General features: G+C 53.3%; 9 protein-coding genes. 6 read left to right on the top strand and 3 right to left on the bottom strand.

All coding sequences use genetic code 11. The features are described 5' to 3' along the window. The first annotated feature begins 105 nt into the window (after positions 1–105). The 6 genes from H5P27_RS13090 to H5P27_RS13065 all read left to right on the top strand — a co-directional run bounded on the left by H5P27_RS13090 (position 106) and on the right by H5P27_RS13065 (position 10,321). Positions 106–2,304: an APC family permease gene (locus tag H5P27_RS13090; RefSeq protein WP_185660847.1), complete on the top strand. Its 2,199-nt coding sequence runs from the start codon at positions 106–108 to the stop codon at positions 2,302–2,304. 244 nt (positions 2,305–2,548) lie between these two features. Beyond that, positions 2,549–4,369 (top strand): assimilatory sulfite reductase (NADPH) flavoprotein subunit, encoded by a 1,821-nt coding sequence (locus H5P27_RS13085; RefSeq protein WP_185660846.1) that lies wholly within the window; start codon positions 2,549–2,551, stop codon positions 4,367–4,369. A gap of 243 nt (positions 4,370–4,612) precedes the next feature. Continuing rightward, a complete protein-coding gene (locus tag H5P27_RS13080) occupies positions 4,613–6,610 on the top strand; it encodes a VIT and vWA domain-containing protein (RefSeq protein WP_185660845.1) in 1,998 nt (665 codons plus the stop codon). A gap of 85 nt (positions 6,611–6,695) precedes the next feature. After that, a complete protein-coding gene (gene rrtA / locus H5P27_RS13075; RefSeq protein ID WP_185660844.1) occupies positions 6,696–7,328 on the top strand; it encodes a rhombosortase in 633 nt (210 codons plus the stop codon). 213 nt (positions 7,329–7,541) lie between these two features. Beyond that, positions 7,542–8,675 (top strand): ribonuclease D, encoded by a 1,134-nt coding sequence (locus H5P27_RS13070; RefSeq protein WP_185660843.1) that lies wholly within the window; start codon positions 7,542–7,544, stop codon positions 8,673–8,675. 23 nt (positions 8,676–8,698) lie between these two features. Further along, positions 8,699–10,321, top strand: a complete 1,623-nt coding sequence (locus H5P27_RS13065) for a fatty acid CoA ligase family protein (RefSeq protein WP_185660842.1) — start codon at positions 8,699–8,701, stop codon at positions 10,319–10,321. A gap of 25 nt (positions 10,322–10,346) precedes the next feature. Here the strand turns inward: H5P27_RS13065 and H5P27_RS13060 are convergent, their stop codons facing one another. The 3 genes from H5P27_RS13060 to H5P27_RS13050 all read right to left on the bottom strand — a co-directional run bounded on the left by H5P27_RS13060 (position 10,347) and on the right by H5P27_RS13050 (position 15,836). Then, complete coding sequence (locus H5P27_RS13060) at positions 10,347–14,006, bottom strand: ATP-binding protein (protein WP_185660841.1); 3,660 nt, start codon at positions 14,004–14,006, stop codon at positions 10,347–10,349. Between the two features lie 102 nt (positions 14,007–14,108). Continuing rightward, a complete protein-coding gene (locus H5P27_RS13055) occupies positions 14,109–14,663 on the bottom strand; it encodes a very short patch repair endonuclease (RefSeq protein ID WP_339382586.1) in 555 nt (184 codons plus the stop codon). Between the two features lie 45 nt (positions 14,664–14,708). After that, positions 14,709–15,836 carry a hypothetical protein gene (locus H5P27_RS13050; protein ID WP_185660840.1) on the bottom strand — a complete coding sequence of 376 codons (1,128 nt, stop codon included), beginning with the start codon at positions 15,834–15,836 and terminating at the stop codon, positions 14,709–14,711. Positions 15,837–15,907 lie beyond the last annotated feature (71 nt).

The following is a 15,907-nucleotide window of genomic DNA, read 5'->3' as shown; positions in this document are numbered from 1 at the left end:
CGTCGCGTGGGGCAATGAGAAATGTGACAAAATCGCGCCGAGGCTTTGACGGATCAGAGCAAATCGAGGCGATTTGATGAAAATCGTATCAGAGCGGCCTGATCGATGCTTGAACTGACGATGGCTATGCGCGATGGAGATCGCTCGGATTTTATGGATAAACCAGCTCAAAAATTCGGCACGTTCGGGGGCGTTTTCGTTCCAAATGTGCTCACTATTTTAGGAGTCATCCTCTTTCTGAGAGCTGGTTGGGTCGTGGGAAACGCGGGGCTGACGGAAGCGCTGATGATGCTTTGTATCGCCAATGCGGTGACATTTATTTCGGCTCTCTCGCTCTCGGCGATCGCGACGAATACCAAGGCACAGGGAGGAGGGGCTTACTTCCTCATTTCCAGAAGCTTAGGCCTTGAATTTGGAGGTGCGATCGGGCTCCCTCTCTATCTTGCCCAGGCTATCTCAGTCGCGTTTTACGTGGTCGGTTTCACCGAATCGGTGCAGTACCTGTTTCCGAATTTGGATGTGCGACTCTTCTCCTTGGTAACCTTGGCACTCATCGGGTGCGTGGCCTGGATCGGGGCGAGCTTAGCGGTCAAAGCCCAGTACTTTATCCTCGCCACTTTGATGGTATCGCTGATCTCGTTTTTTGTCGGTTTCCGGGTGAATGAGGGCTGGGAGGATCTTACGCAGCCGGCCTACGAGGGGGAGCAATCGTTTTGGAGCGTCTTTGCCATCTTCTTCCCTGCGGTCACGGGTATCATGTCCGGCGTCAGCATGTCGGGGGATTTGAAAGACCCGACCAAGTCGATTCCGCGAGGTACGCTCTGGGCGGTGGCTTTCACCTTTGTTGTTTATGTCATGCAGCTGGTTTGGCTGAGCCTTGGGGCGGAACGTTCGGAGCTTTTGGGCAACGCCTTGGTCATGCAGTCTCTCTCAATCGCTCCACCGCTCATCATTGCTGGGCTATGGGCGGCGACTTTGTCCTCTGCCCTAGCAAGTCTAGTCGCTGCTCCGCGTACTTTGCAGGCTTTGGCGAAAGATCGTGTCATGCCGCGTTTTCTGGCCAAAGGGAAAGGTCCATCCAGCGAGCCGCGGATCGCTCTGGTTATCAGCGCTTTGATTGGGGTGCTTTGCGTGCTCATCGGAGACCTGAACCTGATCGCCCCACTTATTTCCATGTTCTTTTTGGCGACCTATGGAGCGGTTAACCTGGTAGCTGCTTTGGAGAGCTGGACCAGCAATCCGACTTACCGGCCCACCTTCCGAGTGCATTGGCTGGTTTCGCTCATTGGGGCGGTGGCCTGTTTTGGAATCATGCTCCTGCTCAATCCGGTAGCCACGGTTTTGGCGATCGCTCTCATCGTGGTGGCCTACACGGTTCTAGCTCGGCGGGCATATCGAACGGCTTGGGGGGATATGCGCAGCGGATTTTGGTTTGCGGTGGCACGCATGGGATTGCTCAAGCTTTACTCTTCGCGCCAGCACCAGAGAAACTGGAGACCGGCAATCTTGGTGCTTTCCAGCAAACTGAAGCAAAACAGCCAGTTGCTTCGATTTGGACGTTATCTGGAGGCCAACAAGGGAGTGCTCTTCCTTTCTCACATCATTATTGGTGACTGGGAAAGTTCGAACGATCGACAACGTGCCCTGACTCGACAGCTTGATGACCGTATCCGCGAGGAGAAAATGTCCGCCTTTTCGAAAGTGGTCATCGCTCGCGATTTCGAGCAAGGCGTGACCACTTTGCTACAAGGGGCGGGTCTGGGGAATCTGCAGCCAAACACGCTTTTGATCGAATGGGGCAGTGGCTGGCTGCGCGATAGCGATTTTCCGCGAACGGTGCATCAAGCCCTGGAGATGGAGGCCAACCTTATCGTTTATTCCAAAGCCAAGGAGCCGGAGTCTCATTTGTATCCTGTGATCGATGTGTGGTGGTCCGCTCGAGCCAATGGCTCAATGATGATCACTTTGGCCCACCTGCTGCAGAGCAATCGGCTTTGGGGGGATTATCGGATTCGAATTCTCCGCATCATCAAGGACGAAGGCGGACGGGAAGCGGCCGAAGCGGGCATGGCCGAACTCCTGAAAGATTCTCGAATCGAGGTGGATCCAGTCATCGTTGTTTCCAAGGGGCCGCCTCTGGAATCCATCGCCTGCGAGAGCGCTCGTTCGGCTGTGGCTTTTGTTGGGGTCTCGGTGCGAACGCTCGAAGAAGAGGCAGGGCCGCTCGCCAGCTATGCTCCTCTGGTCGATTCCGTACAAGGGCACTTGTTTTTGACCAAGAATTGGCACGACTTGGAACTCTAGGCACAGGCTAAGCTTTTGTACGAGCGTCAGCCTTGGCAGGTTGTTGAGAATCCGAGGGTCGAGATCGCTCGAAGCGGCCTTTTTATTCGATGCTTGCCAATTGCTTGCGCGCGCTCTTTCTACTGGCCTCCCTGTCGGATGAGCCCAGCCTTCGACTCTGTGGTCGAGGTATGATTTCGATAGGTGCCTTATTGCCCGTGGCCGTTTTCGGGCCACTGATTTTGTCGGACCATTTCATTCGCTTATGAGCAACTTGCCTAATCAAATAATTCCTGCCGATGCTCCTTTTGCTCCGGAGCAAGCGGCTGCATTGAACTCAGTCCTGGGGGCAGTCAACGCCGAGCAAGCCGCTTGGCTGAAGGGCTTCTTCGCCGGGCTCGTGGCTGGAGATCAAGGTTTTGGTCAAGGTGGAGGTGCCTCGGTCGCCGCCGGTGGATCCGCTCCCTTGACGATCCTTTTCGGTTCGGAGTCTGGCAATGCCGAAGGCTTGGCGGATCGGGTCAAGGACTCCGCTTCCGCGGAAGGCTTCAAGTGTAAGGTCCTCGACATGGCGGATGCGAAGCTCTCCGATTTGGCTCAGGCGGAAAATCTGCTGGTGCTGGTGAGCACTTGGGGCGAAGGCGAGCCTCCTTCACGCGCCTCCGATTTTTACGATGCCATCATGGCGGAGGATGCGGTGAAGCTCGACGGAGTTAACTTCTCGGTTCTTGGCCTGGGGGACAGTTCCTACGCCCAGTTCAACCAGATGGGCAAAGAGTTCGACAAGCGACTGGAAGCTCTAGGTGGCACGCGAATCTACAACAAGGTCGAGTGTGACGTCGATTTCGAGGGTGCCTACACAGGATGGGCCAACGGCGCTATCGCTAAGCTGAAGGAAATCGCCAAGCCCGTTGCGGTTGCCGGTTCTACATCCGCGGCAGTCGCAGGCCCCGCAGTGGCCGCAGCGCCCATTTACGGCAAAGCGAATCCGTTCCCGGCCGAGATGCTCAAGTGCATTAACCTCAATGGCACAGGATCAGCCAAAGAGACGGTTCACGTCGAAATTTCCTTGGAAGGCTCCGGGCTTACGTACCAGCCGGGTGACGCTCTTGGCGTGGTGCCAGAAAACGCCTCGGACTTGATCGAGGAGTTCCTCGAGGCCGCCAAGATCGACGGCCGCGAGAATGTTTCCTTCAAGGAAGAGCTTTCCATTCCTTTCCGCGAAGTGCTGCGCAAGCACCTTGATCTTCGTACCTTGAACACGGTTATCCTCAAGAAGTACGCCAAGGCTTGTGACTATAAGAAACTGCTCAAGCTGTCGGAAGATCGCGAAAAGGCTTCAGAGTGGATCTGGGGTCGGGATGTAGTCGACTTGATCAAGGAATATCCGTCATCGCTTCGTGCGGGAGATTGGGTTCACCTGCTTCGTCCGCTTTCGCCGCGTCTCTACTCGATTGCCTCTTCTGTGGCTGCACACCCCAATGAGGTACACCTCACTGTGGGCGCGGTTCGCTACGAATCTTTCGGCCGGGCCAAGAAGGGCGTTTGCTCCACCTTTATCGCTGACATGTGGGAAGAGGGCAGCACTGCGGGAATCTACTTCCACTCTAACAAGAACTTCAAGCTGCCTGCCGATTCCGGTACTCCGATCATCATGGTTGGCCCGGGCACAGGTATCGCTCCCTTCCGTTCCTTCATCGAGGAGCGGGCTGCGACAGGCGCTAAGGGGGAAAACTGGCTCTTCTTTGGAGACCAGCGTTACACCTACGACTTCCTCTACCAGACAGAGTGGCAGGATTACCTCAAGAAGGGAGTTCTCACCAAGCTCGACCTCGCCTTCAGCCGCGACCAGCCAGAGAAAATCTACGTGCAGGATCGCATGCGTGAGAACGGCAAGGAACTTTGGGAGTGGCTCGACAAGGGAGCTTATTTCTACGTTTGCGGCGACGCCTCTCGCATGGCCAAGGACGTTAACCAAGCCTTGATCGACATCGTAGCCGAACATGGCGGCAAGAGCGAAGAAGACGCCATTGCCTATGTGAAGCAGATGACGAAGGAGCGCCGTTACGGACGCGACGTCTACTAAGACCTTTAGCTCTTTTCCTCTGATCTTTTCAGCTCGGTCCCTTTTCGGGGCCGAGCTTTTTTATGGTTAGATCTTTGGATATATTTCACTGGCCATACATAATATGACTAGAGCGGGAATACGTTAAATGTATCAGGAGTTGCTCTGAATTCTTTGTTGAATTTGTAAGTCTTTGACTGATAAGACTAAAGAGTTTGGTGGCGCCGGCTGTGCAAAGAGATGGGCATGAACTTCTCGTCTCTAATGAAAATCAAATCGCAAAATACAATTTCCCGAATTGCTCTTGGTTTAGGAGCTTTTGTCGTAGCAGCTTCGGCTCACGCGGCGGGACTTCTGACTCCGGTTGGATCTTCCGACGGCAGGCTTGATCTACAAAGCCACCACGTTCGTGTGGTCATAAACAACGGCTTCGCTCGCACCGAGGTGGAGCAAGTGTTTTCGAACCCCGGTTCGCGCGACTTGGAAGCGATCTATACAGCACCGGTCCCAGAAGCAGGCGCTTTATCTGAATTAACCATCTACGCGGGTGAAAAAGTGCTGCAAGGGGAGGTTGTTGCCCGCCAGGAGGCAGAGCGAATCTACCAGGAAGAAAAAGAGCAGGGCAACGAAGTCGGAAAGGCTGACAAGAATTCGTATCAGAATTTTGAATTCAAGGTTTCTCCGGTGCCGGCCAATGGCAGTGTGCGCATGACCTATGCGTACTACGAGCCACTCGAGATAGATACGGGAGTCGGTCGCTACACCTACCCGCTAGAAGAGGGTGGAACCGATGAGGCGGCCCAAGCGTTTTGGACACAAAACGACGTGGTGCTCGCGGATTTCAGCGTCGAGGTCGTTTTAAAGTCTGCCTTTCCGGTGGCACGGACTCGAGCTCCTGGGTTTGGGGGTACGGCGACGCCTCAGGAAGATGGGAGTTTGCTCTATCGCTACGAAAGCCAGGGAGGCTCTTTAGCTCAGGACTTTGTCTTCTACTACATGTTGGAAGAGGATCTGCCGGGGCGTATGGAACTGCTTACGTATAAGGAAAGTGGAGACAAGCCGGGTAGCTTCATGATGGTCTTGACGCCGGGAGTCGACCTGAAGCCGCTGTCTAATGGCGCTGACTACGTCTTTGCCCTGGATGTGTCCGGAAGCATGCAGGGGAAGTTGCATACGCTCGTGGCCGGAGTGAAGAAGGCAGTTTCTCAACTCAAGCCCGAGGATCGATTTCGAGTCGTGGCCTTCAACGATCGAGCATATGATCTTTCAAACGCTTGGGTCCCTGCCACGGGAGCGGATTTTGATCAGCTCTTAGTGGAACTCGACCAGTTGACCTCCGGCGGCGGAACCAATGTTTACGATGGATTGCAGCTCGCTCTCAAGCACTTGGATGCGGATCGCGTAGCCACTTTGATTCTGGTTACGGATGGAGTTACCAACCGCGGCATTGTAGAGCCCAAAGCCTTTTATCGACTTCTGGAAAAGCAAGACCTTCGCTTCTATGGATTCCTTCTGGGAAATAGCAGCAACTGGCCCTTGATGCAGCTAATGTGCGAAGCAAGCGGAGGAAGCTATCGCAGCGTATCCAATAGCGATGACATCGTCGGAGAGGTTTTGTTGGCCAAAAACAAGGTCGCGTTCGAGAGTATGCGCAATGCGGAGCTTAGTATCGAGGGCGTCGATACGTTTGATGTGGGCGACTTCAAAATCGGCAAGATTCACTACGGAGATCAGCTCGTGCTGATGGGGCGTTATGCGGAAGGCGGAGATGCAAACGTTTCGCTCTCCGTTCGGGTTAATGGTCAGGAGGAACGTTATTCGGCTCTCGTCCATTTTCCGAAAGAAGACCTCGCTCATCCGGAGCTCGAGCGAATTTGGGCCTTGGATCAAGTGCGTAAGATCGAGGTCGCTCGCATGGCTGGATTCGTCGATGAAGGTGAATCGAAATCAGCCATACGGGATATTGGAGTCGGCTATCAGATTGTAACGGATGAGACTTCTATGATCGCTCTCGATGACGCGGCTTTTGCGAGACACGGGGTGGAGCGGAGGAACCAAGCTCGAATCCAGCTTGAGCAGGCCGCCCGCCAAAGCTATCCAAGCTCCGCAGGAGCCCAAAGAGTGGATACGCAACAGCCCATGTTCACCGGCAAATCTCATTCTGTGGGTGGGGGCGCCGGAGCGATCGAGCCATGGTTTGTGCTAATGCTTGCCGGCGGACTCGTACTTTTGGTGGCACGTAATCGTTTCCAGCGAATGTAAAACACCGAAAGCTTTGTGAGTCGCCTGGACGTTTCGCCGCGACGCGAACGTCCAGGCCAGTACGTTATTCGGAAAAGGAATTGAAATGACGAAACGAAACCTCCCCGTGGAACGCGGACCTTGGCTTAGCTTTCTTCTGACAGGAGTTTCGCTTGCCATCTTCTCGCTTGGAGAAACTGCCTTCGACCATTTGGTTTGGCGGGAAGATTGGGCCAGAACTGGCGAGTTTTGGCGTGCTTTCACAGGGGCCTTCACTCATCTGGACCGCTCGCACTTTGTGTGGGATGTTTTGGCGTTTTTGACCCTCGCACTTTGCGTGGAACGAAGGGGGAGGCGCTTGTTGCTCGGTACTGTCGTGGGAACACTTCTTTGGACGGAGCTTTTCTTGAGGTTCTCAGGGCGATTCACCACTTATTGTGGACTATCGGGGATAGATCTTGGCCTCTTGGTTGTTTTGGGGATTTGTCTCTTCAGGGAAGGGAAGCTAGGATCGGATCGAGTTAAGTCTGTATTTGGGCTTTTAGCGATAGGGTTGGCCGGAGCGAAAATAGCTTATGAAAGCTGGTTTGCGGAATCCGTTTTTGTAGACCTAGGTTCGGCTTACTCCGTGGCAGTCGAGGCTCATTTGGCCGGCTTGGCGGCTGCTTTGTTGGTGGTGATACTAGGGCGCTTAAAATGGAGTCTCCTCGAAGTGAGGCCGCTTCCCGAGGCGATGTGAGCCCGTTTTGACTCCTGTTTTCCATTCCTAGGGGAACTCTTCCTTGTCTCTGGAGGTTTCGCCGCCTATGTACTGCTCCCTAATTCCTAGATGAGTTTGCGTATAAACGATTTCAGAGACACTCGCTCCGCGATTAGCTGCCCGATTCAGGCGGCGATTTCGGCGACTCTGGTCCGCTTGAAACGCGAAGAAAGCGAAACGCGATTCTAGGCCATGAGTAAGCATCCGAGTATGGAAGAAGACGGATTTATCTACGTTGATAAGCAGACAGACCTCGAAAGGCTCTGTGATCATTTGGAAGGCGAAACCGAAGTCGCTTTGGACAGTGAAGCGGACAATTTGCACCACTTCGAAACGAAGCTTTGCCTGCTGCAACTCCGCTTCGACGAGACAATCTATCTTCTGGATGTTACCGCCGATTTGGATTTGGAGCGGTTTTGGAAAATCCTCTCCGGTTTGCATCTGATCATGCACGGGAGCGATTTCGACCTGCGCTTGTTTGAGGAATTTTGCGGTTTCGAGGCCAAGAGCCTATTCGACTCCATGCTTGCCTCGCAGTTGCTCGGCATCAAGCGGATCGGTTTGGCAGCTTTGCTAGAGGAGAATTTTGGAGTTAGAATCCCGAAGGACAGCCAAAAGAGCGACTGGTCCCAACGGCCTTTAACTCCTAAAATGCTTAAGTATGCGGCCACGGACGTGCTCTATCTGCACGAGCTACGCGACAAGCTGATGGCTCGCATCCGGGAGCTTAGTCGTGAGGAGTGGCTAAATCAGCGTTGCGCGAACCAGATCCGAATCGCGAAGTCAGGCTTTCCGCGCAATGACGAGAACTCTTGGCGTATCTCTCGATCGGACCGATTGGACGAACGGGGGCAGGCTGCGGTTTACGAGCTTTGGCACTGGCGGCAAAATCTAGCCAAGCGCTTGGATCGCCCGCCCTTTAAGGTGTTAGGAAACGATTACATTATCGCTCTCGCGGAAGGCGTTTCGGAAGGGAATTGGGAATTTGTCTTTGAAGGTTTGCCGCAAGGAATTCAAAGACGCGCTCGTCAGGGCCTGAAAGACGCTTTGAAGCTAGGTGCCTCCCGCGATGTATCCACATTGCCACAACGTCCACCCCGTCCAGAGCGTAGAGCGCCCCTCTCGCAGCAGGAGCTCGATCGGCAGGACGCCATCAAATCGTTTCGCGATAAGTTGTCTACGACCCTCTCAATCGACCCGACCTTGATCGCAACGCGGAGCCAAGTGGCGCAGGTTGCGAGAGATCCATCGGACCTAGATGGTTTTCTCAATTGGCAGAAAGAGTTGCTAGAGCCGTGCCTGCAGGGCTTGCGATCTGAGGGCTGAACTCTGCTTGTAACAAGAGAACAATGACAGGGGCAAACGTATCCCGTTTTTTAGACGAGAAGGCCGTTTCCCAGCCGGATGTTCCGGCCCTTCTTGTTCCTCGAGGAAGGCAGCCGGATGGCTCTATCGATTATTTGAAATTGAGCTTTCTTGAGCTGGCCGCAGAGCAAAACGAATGGGCCCGCCGTCTTAGAGCCAAAGGCATAGGTAAAGGGTCCCGCGTTTTGTTAATGGTGAAGCCCGGCCTGCCCCTGATCGCGATTTGTTTCGCCCTTTTCAAAGTGGGGGCGGTGCCGGTCGTCATAGACCCCGGCATGGGACTGAAGAGCTTTCTTAACTGCGTCCGAAAGTCGCAGCCTGAGTTTCTGGTCGGTATCTCTCTTGCTATCTGGCTTTCTCGCGTATTCAGAAAAGCATTTCGTTCGCTGCGAGGGAAAATCAAGGTGGGCGGACCGCTTGAACGAGTCTCGGATAGCTTTTCGGAAGAGGCAGCGGAGTCTACCGCTACGGATGATTTGGCCGCGGTTCTTTTTACCTCAGGTTCCACAGGAGCCCCCAAGGGCGTAAGCTACGAGCATGGAATGTTTGAAGCCCAGGTAGAGGCGATTCGCACGCAATATTCGATCAAGCCCGGCGAGGTGGATTTGCCGATGCTTCCCATTTTTGCGCTTTTTAATCCAGCGTTAGGGATGACCACGGTGGTGCCGGAGATTAACCCCAGCAAGCCCGCCACAGTGGATCCGGAGAAGATCGTTCGAGCGATTCAACAGTGCCAGGTAACGAATTCTTTTGGCTCGCCAGCCCTTTGGGCGAAGATTGGTTCGTATTGCGATCTTCATGACATTGAGCTGCCCAGCTTGAATCGAATCCTGATGGCGGGAGCTCCCGTGCCTCCTGGCATGATGAAGCAGTATCGCCGTATTCTCCCGAACGGACAGGTTCACTCTCCCTACGGCGCGACGGAGGTCCTACCTGTATCGTCAGTGAGTGACCTAGAGATTTTGCAAGGGGCAGCGGACCGTACCGCGAAAGGCGCGGGAACCTGTGTCGGAAAAATTTTAGAAGGTGTAGAAGCCCGCATTTTGCCAGTGGTTGACGGGGTGATGGACGCGTCGTTTCTGAACAATCCGCTTGGTGTGGGAGAGATCGGCGAAATCGTGGTGACTGGTCCGAGCGTGACGAAGGCCTACGATGGGCTCCCGGAAGCGACGTCCTTGGCTAAGATTGAGAAAGGCGGTCGTACCTGGCACCGTATCGGCGACCTAGGCTACTTTGATGCTGATGGCTATCTATGGTTTTGCGGAAGAAAGGTAGAACGTGTCCTAGCGGGTGATGCCATGTTTTACACGGACTGTTGCGAAGGTGTGATCAACGCCCACCCCAAGGTCTTTCGATCCGCTTTGGTAGCCCGCCGGAAGAATGGAACGGTGGAACCTGCTATGTTCGTCGAGCTATTTAAAGACCAGTATCCAGCCAGCAAGGACGACGAGAAAGCGCTTTTAGCCGAGATGAAAGAGCTTGCAGCAAGGTGCCAAGTGACTGAGGCCATTAAGGAATTCCATTTGCACAAAGGCTTTCCGGTCGACGTTAGGCACAATGCTAAGATTCACCGCATGACTTTGGCGAAAGAGCTAAACGGGGCGTAGCGGCTGCGTTTTTTTCGAGGTTCGCTTAGTTTTGAACCCAAGTCTTGGCGACGCGAGCGACCTCTTCCTGTTTTACCGGTTTTCTGAGATAGTCTGTCATGCCTGCCTCGATACAGGCATTTCTATCTTTTTCGCTCGCGTTAGCTGTGATGGCGATGATTGGAGTGTTTTGATTCGTCTCGCCTGCGGCGCCGGCACGCACTTGTCGGCAAACCTCAAACCCGTCCATCTTGGGCATCATGATATCCATGAGAATCAAGTCGTAGGGTTTCTCTTTGATCAGTTCAAACGCTTCTAGGCCATCGACCGCTTTGTCGGGGTCGATCTTATGATTTCTGATCATAAACTGTCCGATGATTAAGCGGTTGGTCGGGTTGTCGTCTACGATGAGAACCTTTCGTTTCGATAGGTCTAGATAGTCCGTGGCGGGTTTAGCTATCGTCTCGGGTTGGGCAGGTTTGGCAGAAAGGCGCCGGTGGAGTTCCAGTAATGAGACAGGTTTGGGTAGCTCGGCTACGGACTGGAGTCCGCCGCGTTTGACGTCTGCCTCGGAGACTTTGCCGACCAGAAAATGGATCGTGCCTTTAAAGGCATCGGTCTCTTTGGCTGAACCTTCCCAGTAATCGAGGTGAGCGGTGTAGCGACTGGAATCGATGATCGAAAAGGCGTAACCACCCTTGGAGGCCGAAGTATTGAACAGCGTCGTTAGCTCGCTAAGTCTGGTCGCTACATCACATTGGAAACCCCAGTGCCTGAGCCAGGCTGCATAATGCTCGGAGCGTCGCGTGTTTCCGTCGAATATGAGAATTCGTTTCTGGCTCGCTGTATAGATTTTGGCAGTACAATCTGATTTTTCATATTGATCAGATAAGGGGATTTGGACGATGAAGGTGGAGCCCGTTCCTTCGCGGCTACTGACGGTGATTTTTCCGCCCATCGCCTGTACGATCTGGCTGCTGATCGTCAGGCCAAGACCAGTTCCTCCGAAGTTTCGTTCGCTGGTCGATTTGACCTGTTCGAAGGCATCGAAGAGTTGGTCGAGAGATTCCTCTGGAATTCCCAATCCGGTGTCGCGAATAGCGATCTGCAGTACTTTGCTGCGATCTTGCGATTCAATCACCTCAGCGGAGAGCTCAATCTCTCCTTCGTCAGTAAACTTGAGAGCATTGTTGATGAGGTTTGTGATGACTTGACGGAGACGGTGCCGATCGCCCCGCAGTTTCAATGCAGCCTCCACTGTTGGGGTAACTAAAAAGTTTAGGCCCTTCTGTTCGGCCATTGGGGAGAACAAATTGGAGACACTGTCCAACAGTTTTATCAAATCGAACTCTTTGTCCTCCAACTCCAGCTTCCCAGCTTCTATTTTCGAGAAGTCGAGTATGTAGTTTATCAATACAAGTAGGTCGGAGGCGGATTCTTGCGCCACCTTGAGCTGTGATTGTGATTCGTCAGGAATTTCTGAGCTCAGCAAGTCTAGAATTCCGATCAAGCCGCTCATGGGAGTGCGGATTTCGTGGCTCATAGTGGCCAGGAATTCGCTTTTGGCTCGGGTCGCTTGATTAGCTGTATTTGCTTCATCCAGGGCTTCTTCTAGTCGCCGGTTGGAGTCAGTCAGATCCTGGGTTCGTAGATTTATTTGCTCTTGAAGGAAGAAAAGGGAGCGAGCCAAAACTCCCACTTCGCCTTGGCCTTTGACGGGTAAGGGAATTTGTGTACCTGAGTCTCCATATATTTTAGCGGCCCAGGAAATATAACGGAGCGGCTGGCTCACGGTTACGGCGAAGATCCACGCCAAGATCATAGAAAAGCCTGCTACGAGTACTCCGGCTGTTATAGCAACGCTCGGACTAATGGCAGACTCCTGTATGTTTGCAGTCATGTTTGCGTGTTTGACCAGATAGATAAACCGATCGCTCGGATTTGGATCTAGGTTGATGAGCCTGACTGCCAAGGTTCCCTTGCTCCCAGATTCGTCCATTTGAGCCACCGTGGTGCTCTCTTCGAAGCTTGGGCTTAGTTCCTCGAGAACCGGATAGTCGTCGAAGATCCGATCTGATTTGCCAAACTCGAAGGCGAAGGTTCGCTTCGGATCCCCGTGCAAGAGATACTCGCCCTTGCTGTTCGCTATGAATGTAGAGAAGCTTCCCTCCTGTTGGCTCAACATAGTGCGGTAAGTCAGGCTCAGGTCTAGGTTGAGTACGACGATGCCAAAAAGCTGTCCCTGGGAGTAAACGGGAGTTACCCCGCGGATGGTGGGGGTATGAGGGAGCGATATTTCTCCATGTTCGCGGTTGAGCTCGATATCCGTCAAGTAGACTTGCCCATCTTTAAGTTGTTTCCCGCTTTGGAAATAGCCGCGGCTTCCTTTTCTCTGTAGTCCATTTTCGGGTACACGAAAAATTCCCAGGGAGGTTTGATCTACTCGAACGAGCTCTTTCCCTCCGTCTGACAAGCCTATGTAGCGAACTTGTTGTATCTGAGGATTGCTTTCTAGAAACCGGGTGAAGATTTCTGCGAGACGGTTCTTCCACTGATCCAGATTGGAGGCGTCTTCTTGATCCCAACCATCTGATTTGGTAGCGCGTACAATGCCTTGGATCGGGGGCGTTTTAGATAGAAATAGCGTTTTGCCTTTCAGTTCTTCAAAGACGGTTTTCAGGTAGGTTGAGCTCTGGGATTCCTTGCTGTTCAGAACCTTGGTTTCTACCTCTTCGATGGCTCGTGCATAGTTTGCGTAACCTGTGTAGGCGATGGTTCCTGCAGTGAAGATTACGATGATGCTGGATCCCAATATAAGCTTCGAGGTGAGTCCGAAGCGGGACTTTTTGGTCTTCTCGAACTCTTGTTCGGTTTTTTCGCTTAGAGGCGGGAAGCTCAGGTCGCGGTTTTCTCGCTTTGGCTTCAGCAGATTGAGGATGATACCGACAGCGATCAAGAGGTATGCAACCAACTTGAGGGCGTGACCGCTTTGAGCGAAACCATCGTGCTGATGCTCCGAAAATGGCATCGACAGCACTTGGCAAACGACGTTGGCGATGAGTCCAAGAATGAGCCAGTGATCGAGGGCTTCATGTTTCCAGTCTCCCTTTTTAAGGTAGCAGATAAGGGCGATGACAAAAATCAAGCCCGGGATGAGCTCCGAAGCATTCGAGAAAAGACTCGAACTTGAGTAGGGGCTGGGAAGTGGGACTAAGGAGAAGAAAAGGCCGCACAGTAGGCTAAGGCTCAAAGAGCCACCCAGGAGGTATGATCCTTTGATGTTACCTGCGACACCAAGTCGTTTCCGTCGCTGTTCATACAAGCAGCTTGCGAGCAGGGAGGAGGCCAGAAATAGTCTTGGTGTCAGCCAACTCCAAGACTCAAGTTGTCCGCCTGTGCCGTAGAAAAAAGTAGGTGCAGGGAAACTCGAAAGAACCAACTGCAAGGCATCTAAAAGCCCAGTCCCGATAAGGCTGGCCCCGACGATCAATTTGGTTGAATCCTGGTTGATAGAGTGCCGTGCAAAGAACACGACACCTAAGGCCAAGGCGATGGTCGCCGTGGCTGACGCGACGATCGTGTGGAGCAAGGAATTCTGTGCCCAAGAGAGGCGCGATCCCAGTATTGAGAAGGCGACAAGCAGGGTGCCAGTGGCCAGGTAGGCGAGCTTGAGGGCTTTGGTGTCGGCGTTATCGGAAACTGTCACCCGACAAATTTAGGGAGATCTCTTCGGTTTCTCAACGAGGAGAGCGAGAATTGGCTGCTATTTTAGAGGAGATGCAGCGGTTTGAATTGAAGAAACGATAATCTAAGACTCGGTTTCTGATTTAGGTTTGCCGTATGAGCGGGAGGTCTCGGCGACTAGCAGCTCGTCTTCGATGCTCTCGGGTAGCTCGAGCTCGGAATGGCGAGGGATCTCGGAAACGAGGTGGGCGGCCACTTTGTCGAGCTGCTTGAGTTCGCATTCCCAAATCACGATCACTCGCCAACCGGACTCGGCCAAAACCGATTGAGCGGTTCGATCTCGTTCGACGTTTCGCTCGAATTTCTCCTGCCAGTAGGCGACGTTTGACTTCGGCGTGGTCGCGATGCGGCAATTTTGATGACGATGCCAAAAGCAGCCGTGTACGAAGATTACGCATTTTCGGGCCGGTAGCACGATATCCGGCTTGCCGGGCAGGTTCTTGTTTTTTGGCCCGTTGACGGTGAAGCGATAGCCGAGCCGATGGAGTAGGCTGCGCACGAGTCGCTCCGGCTTGGTGTGCTTGCCCCTCACGCGAGACATCACCCAGGAGCGTCGCTCTTTGGATATTCGATCCGTCATTTGCGCGATATCTCTATCACGCTCGAATTGGTCAGGCACGAAAAACTTTGGCCGAATAAGCCCGCTCCCAAATACTTGATGGCTTTAGATCCACCGTATGATGGCGTGGATAAAAGCGAGGTTGGAGAGGATGATTGAGGTCCAAAACAAGGGTTTGTTTTTTGAATCTAAGAGGATGTTAAACGCGATTGTCATAGGCAGCGTGATGCGACAGCCCGCCCAATAGCCACGCCAAACCGCGTCGCCCAAGGTTGTGAAAAGTATCCCATAGAGGATTCCGAATACCCAGATCCGATTGCCGAGTTTTGGTTTGGCGAGGAGATAGGCGAATTGGAAGAGCAAGCCCGGCAAAGTGACCAATCGAAAAAAGTAGCGGTCCGAAAAACCGTTTTCTACCAGTTCCTGCACCGAACCTGAGAGCCCTCGGAACATGCCGGTGAAGGGAATGCCGATATTGTCGGACGAATTTACAGTGGGCGGAAAAACTGTGGTGGTATAGTAGATCCAAGCTCCAAAAAGGACGGCCGCGCACAAGCCTGCGATCATTGCCCGGCCCATTCTTTGGGCCCAGCTTGTGTGGGGTGCTGGGCAGAGAAAAAGGGCTGCGTTCATCAAAGAGGTTTCTTTCGATAAGACAGCTAAAGCGTTGGTGAGGTATGCGGATTTGGGTTTCGCTTTTTCGAGCAGGGTAATGGTGGCGAGGGCCAAGGTCGCTGCGGGCAGATCCGCCAATGAATACCGCACGCTTTCGAGAGCCCCCATTGAGAAAACGCAAAAGAACCAGCGAGCGAAATTCTCCCAACCTTGAGGTGGAATCCAGCGAAAGAGAAGCAGTCCTAAAGCGATGAGGCAGGCAACATTCAGCAAGGAGTGGATCTGCAAGATCGCGGGTGCGTAACCAAGTCCCAATAACCAGCTCAATGCAGGCTGAAGAATACGGCGGGATCGATAGGATGGATGGTCGATAGCCTCTTCCAGCGAAGGTTCGCGGAGGCTTGGATCGAGCGCGATTTGGACGTAGAATTGTCCGTCGTATCCGGTCGAGTTGGGCTTCTGGTAGAAGTCGAGTTTTTGGAGCGGCTCGGACTTCGGAAGGTCATAGTCTTCGCCGAATCCTGCCAGTTCGCTAAACCCTTGGCCCGGATGAAATTTGCCTAGCAGCAATGCTAGGAAAAACAAGGCGGATAGAATGTAGGGATAGTAGCGTCGCACTCCGAATTTTAAGATTCGGCAGCGAAACTTTGGCGCTCCTCTGGGCTTGGCGAGACCAAAGGGACGTTAGT

The organism is Pelagicoccus albus (assembly GCF_014230145.1).
Classification (GTDB): domain Bacteria; phylum Verrucomicrobiota; class Verrucomicrobiia; order Opitutales; family Opitutaceae; genus Pelagicoccus; species Pelagicoccus albus.
This window is presented reverse-complemented; position numbering and strand designations above follow the sequence as displayed.

What these genes read in the sequence shown, in the direction of transcription:
- H5P27_RS13090 (WP_185660847.1), top strand. Translation starts at nt 106, where the DNA reads ATGCTTGAACTGACGATGGCTATGCGCGATGGAGATCGCTCGGATTTT.
- H5P27_RS13085 (WP_185660846.1), top strand. Translation starts at nt 2,549, where the DNA reads ATGAGCAACTTGCCTAATCAAATAATTCCTGCCGATGCTCCTTTTGCT.
- H5P27_RS13080 (WP_185660845.1), top strand. Translation starts at nt 4,613, where the DNA reads ATGAAAATCAAATCGCAAAATACAATTTCCCGAATTGCTCTTGGTTTA.
- rrtA (WP_185660844.1), top strand. Translation starts at nt 6,696, where the DNA reads ATGACGAAACGAAACCTCCCCGTGGAACGCGGACCTTGGCTTAGCTTT.
- H5P27_RS13070 (WP_185660843.1), top strand. Translation starts at nt 7,542, where the DNA reads ATGAGTAAGCATCCGAGTATGGAAGAAGACGGATTTATCTACGTTGAT.
- H5P27_RS13065 (WP_185660842.1), top strand. Translation starts at nt 8,699, where the DNA reads ATGACAGGGGCAAACGTATCCCGTTTTTTAGACGAGAAGGCCGTTTCC.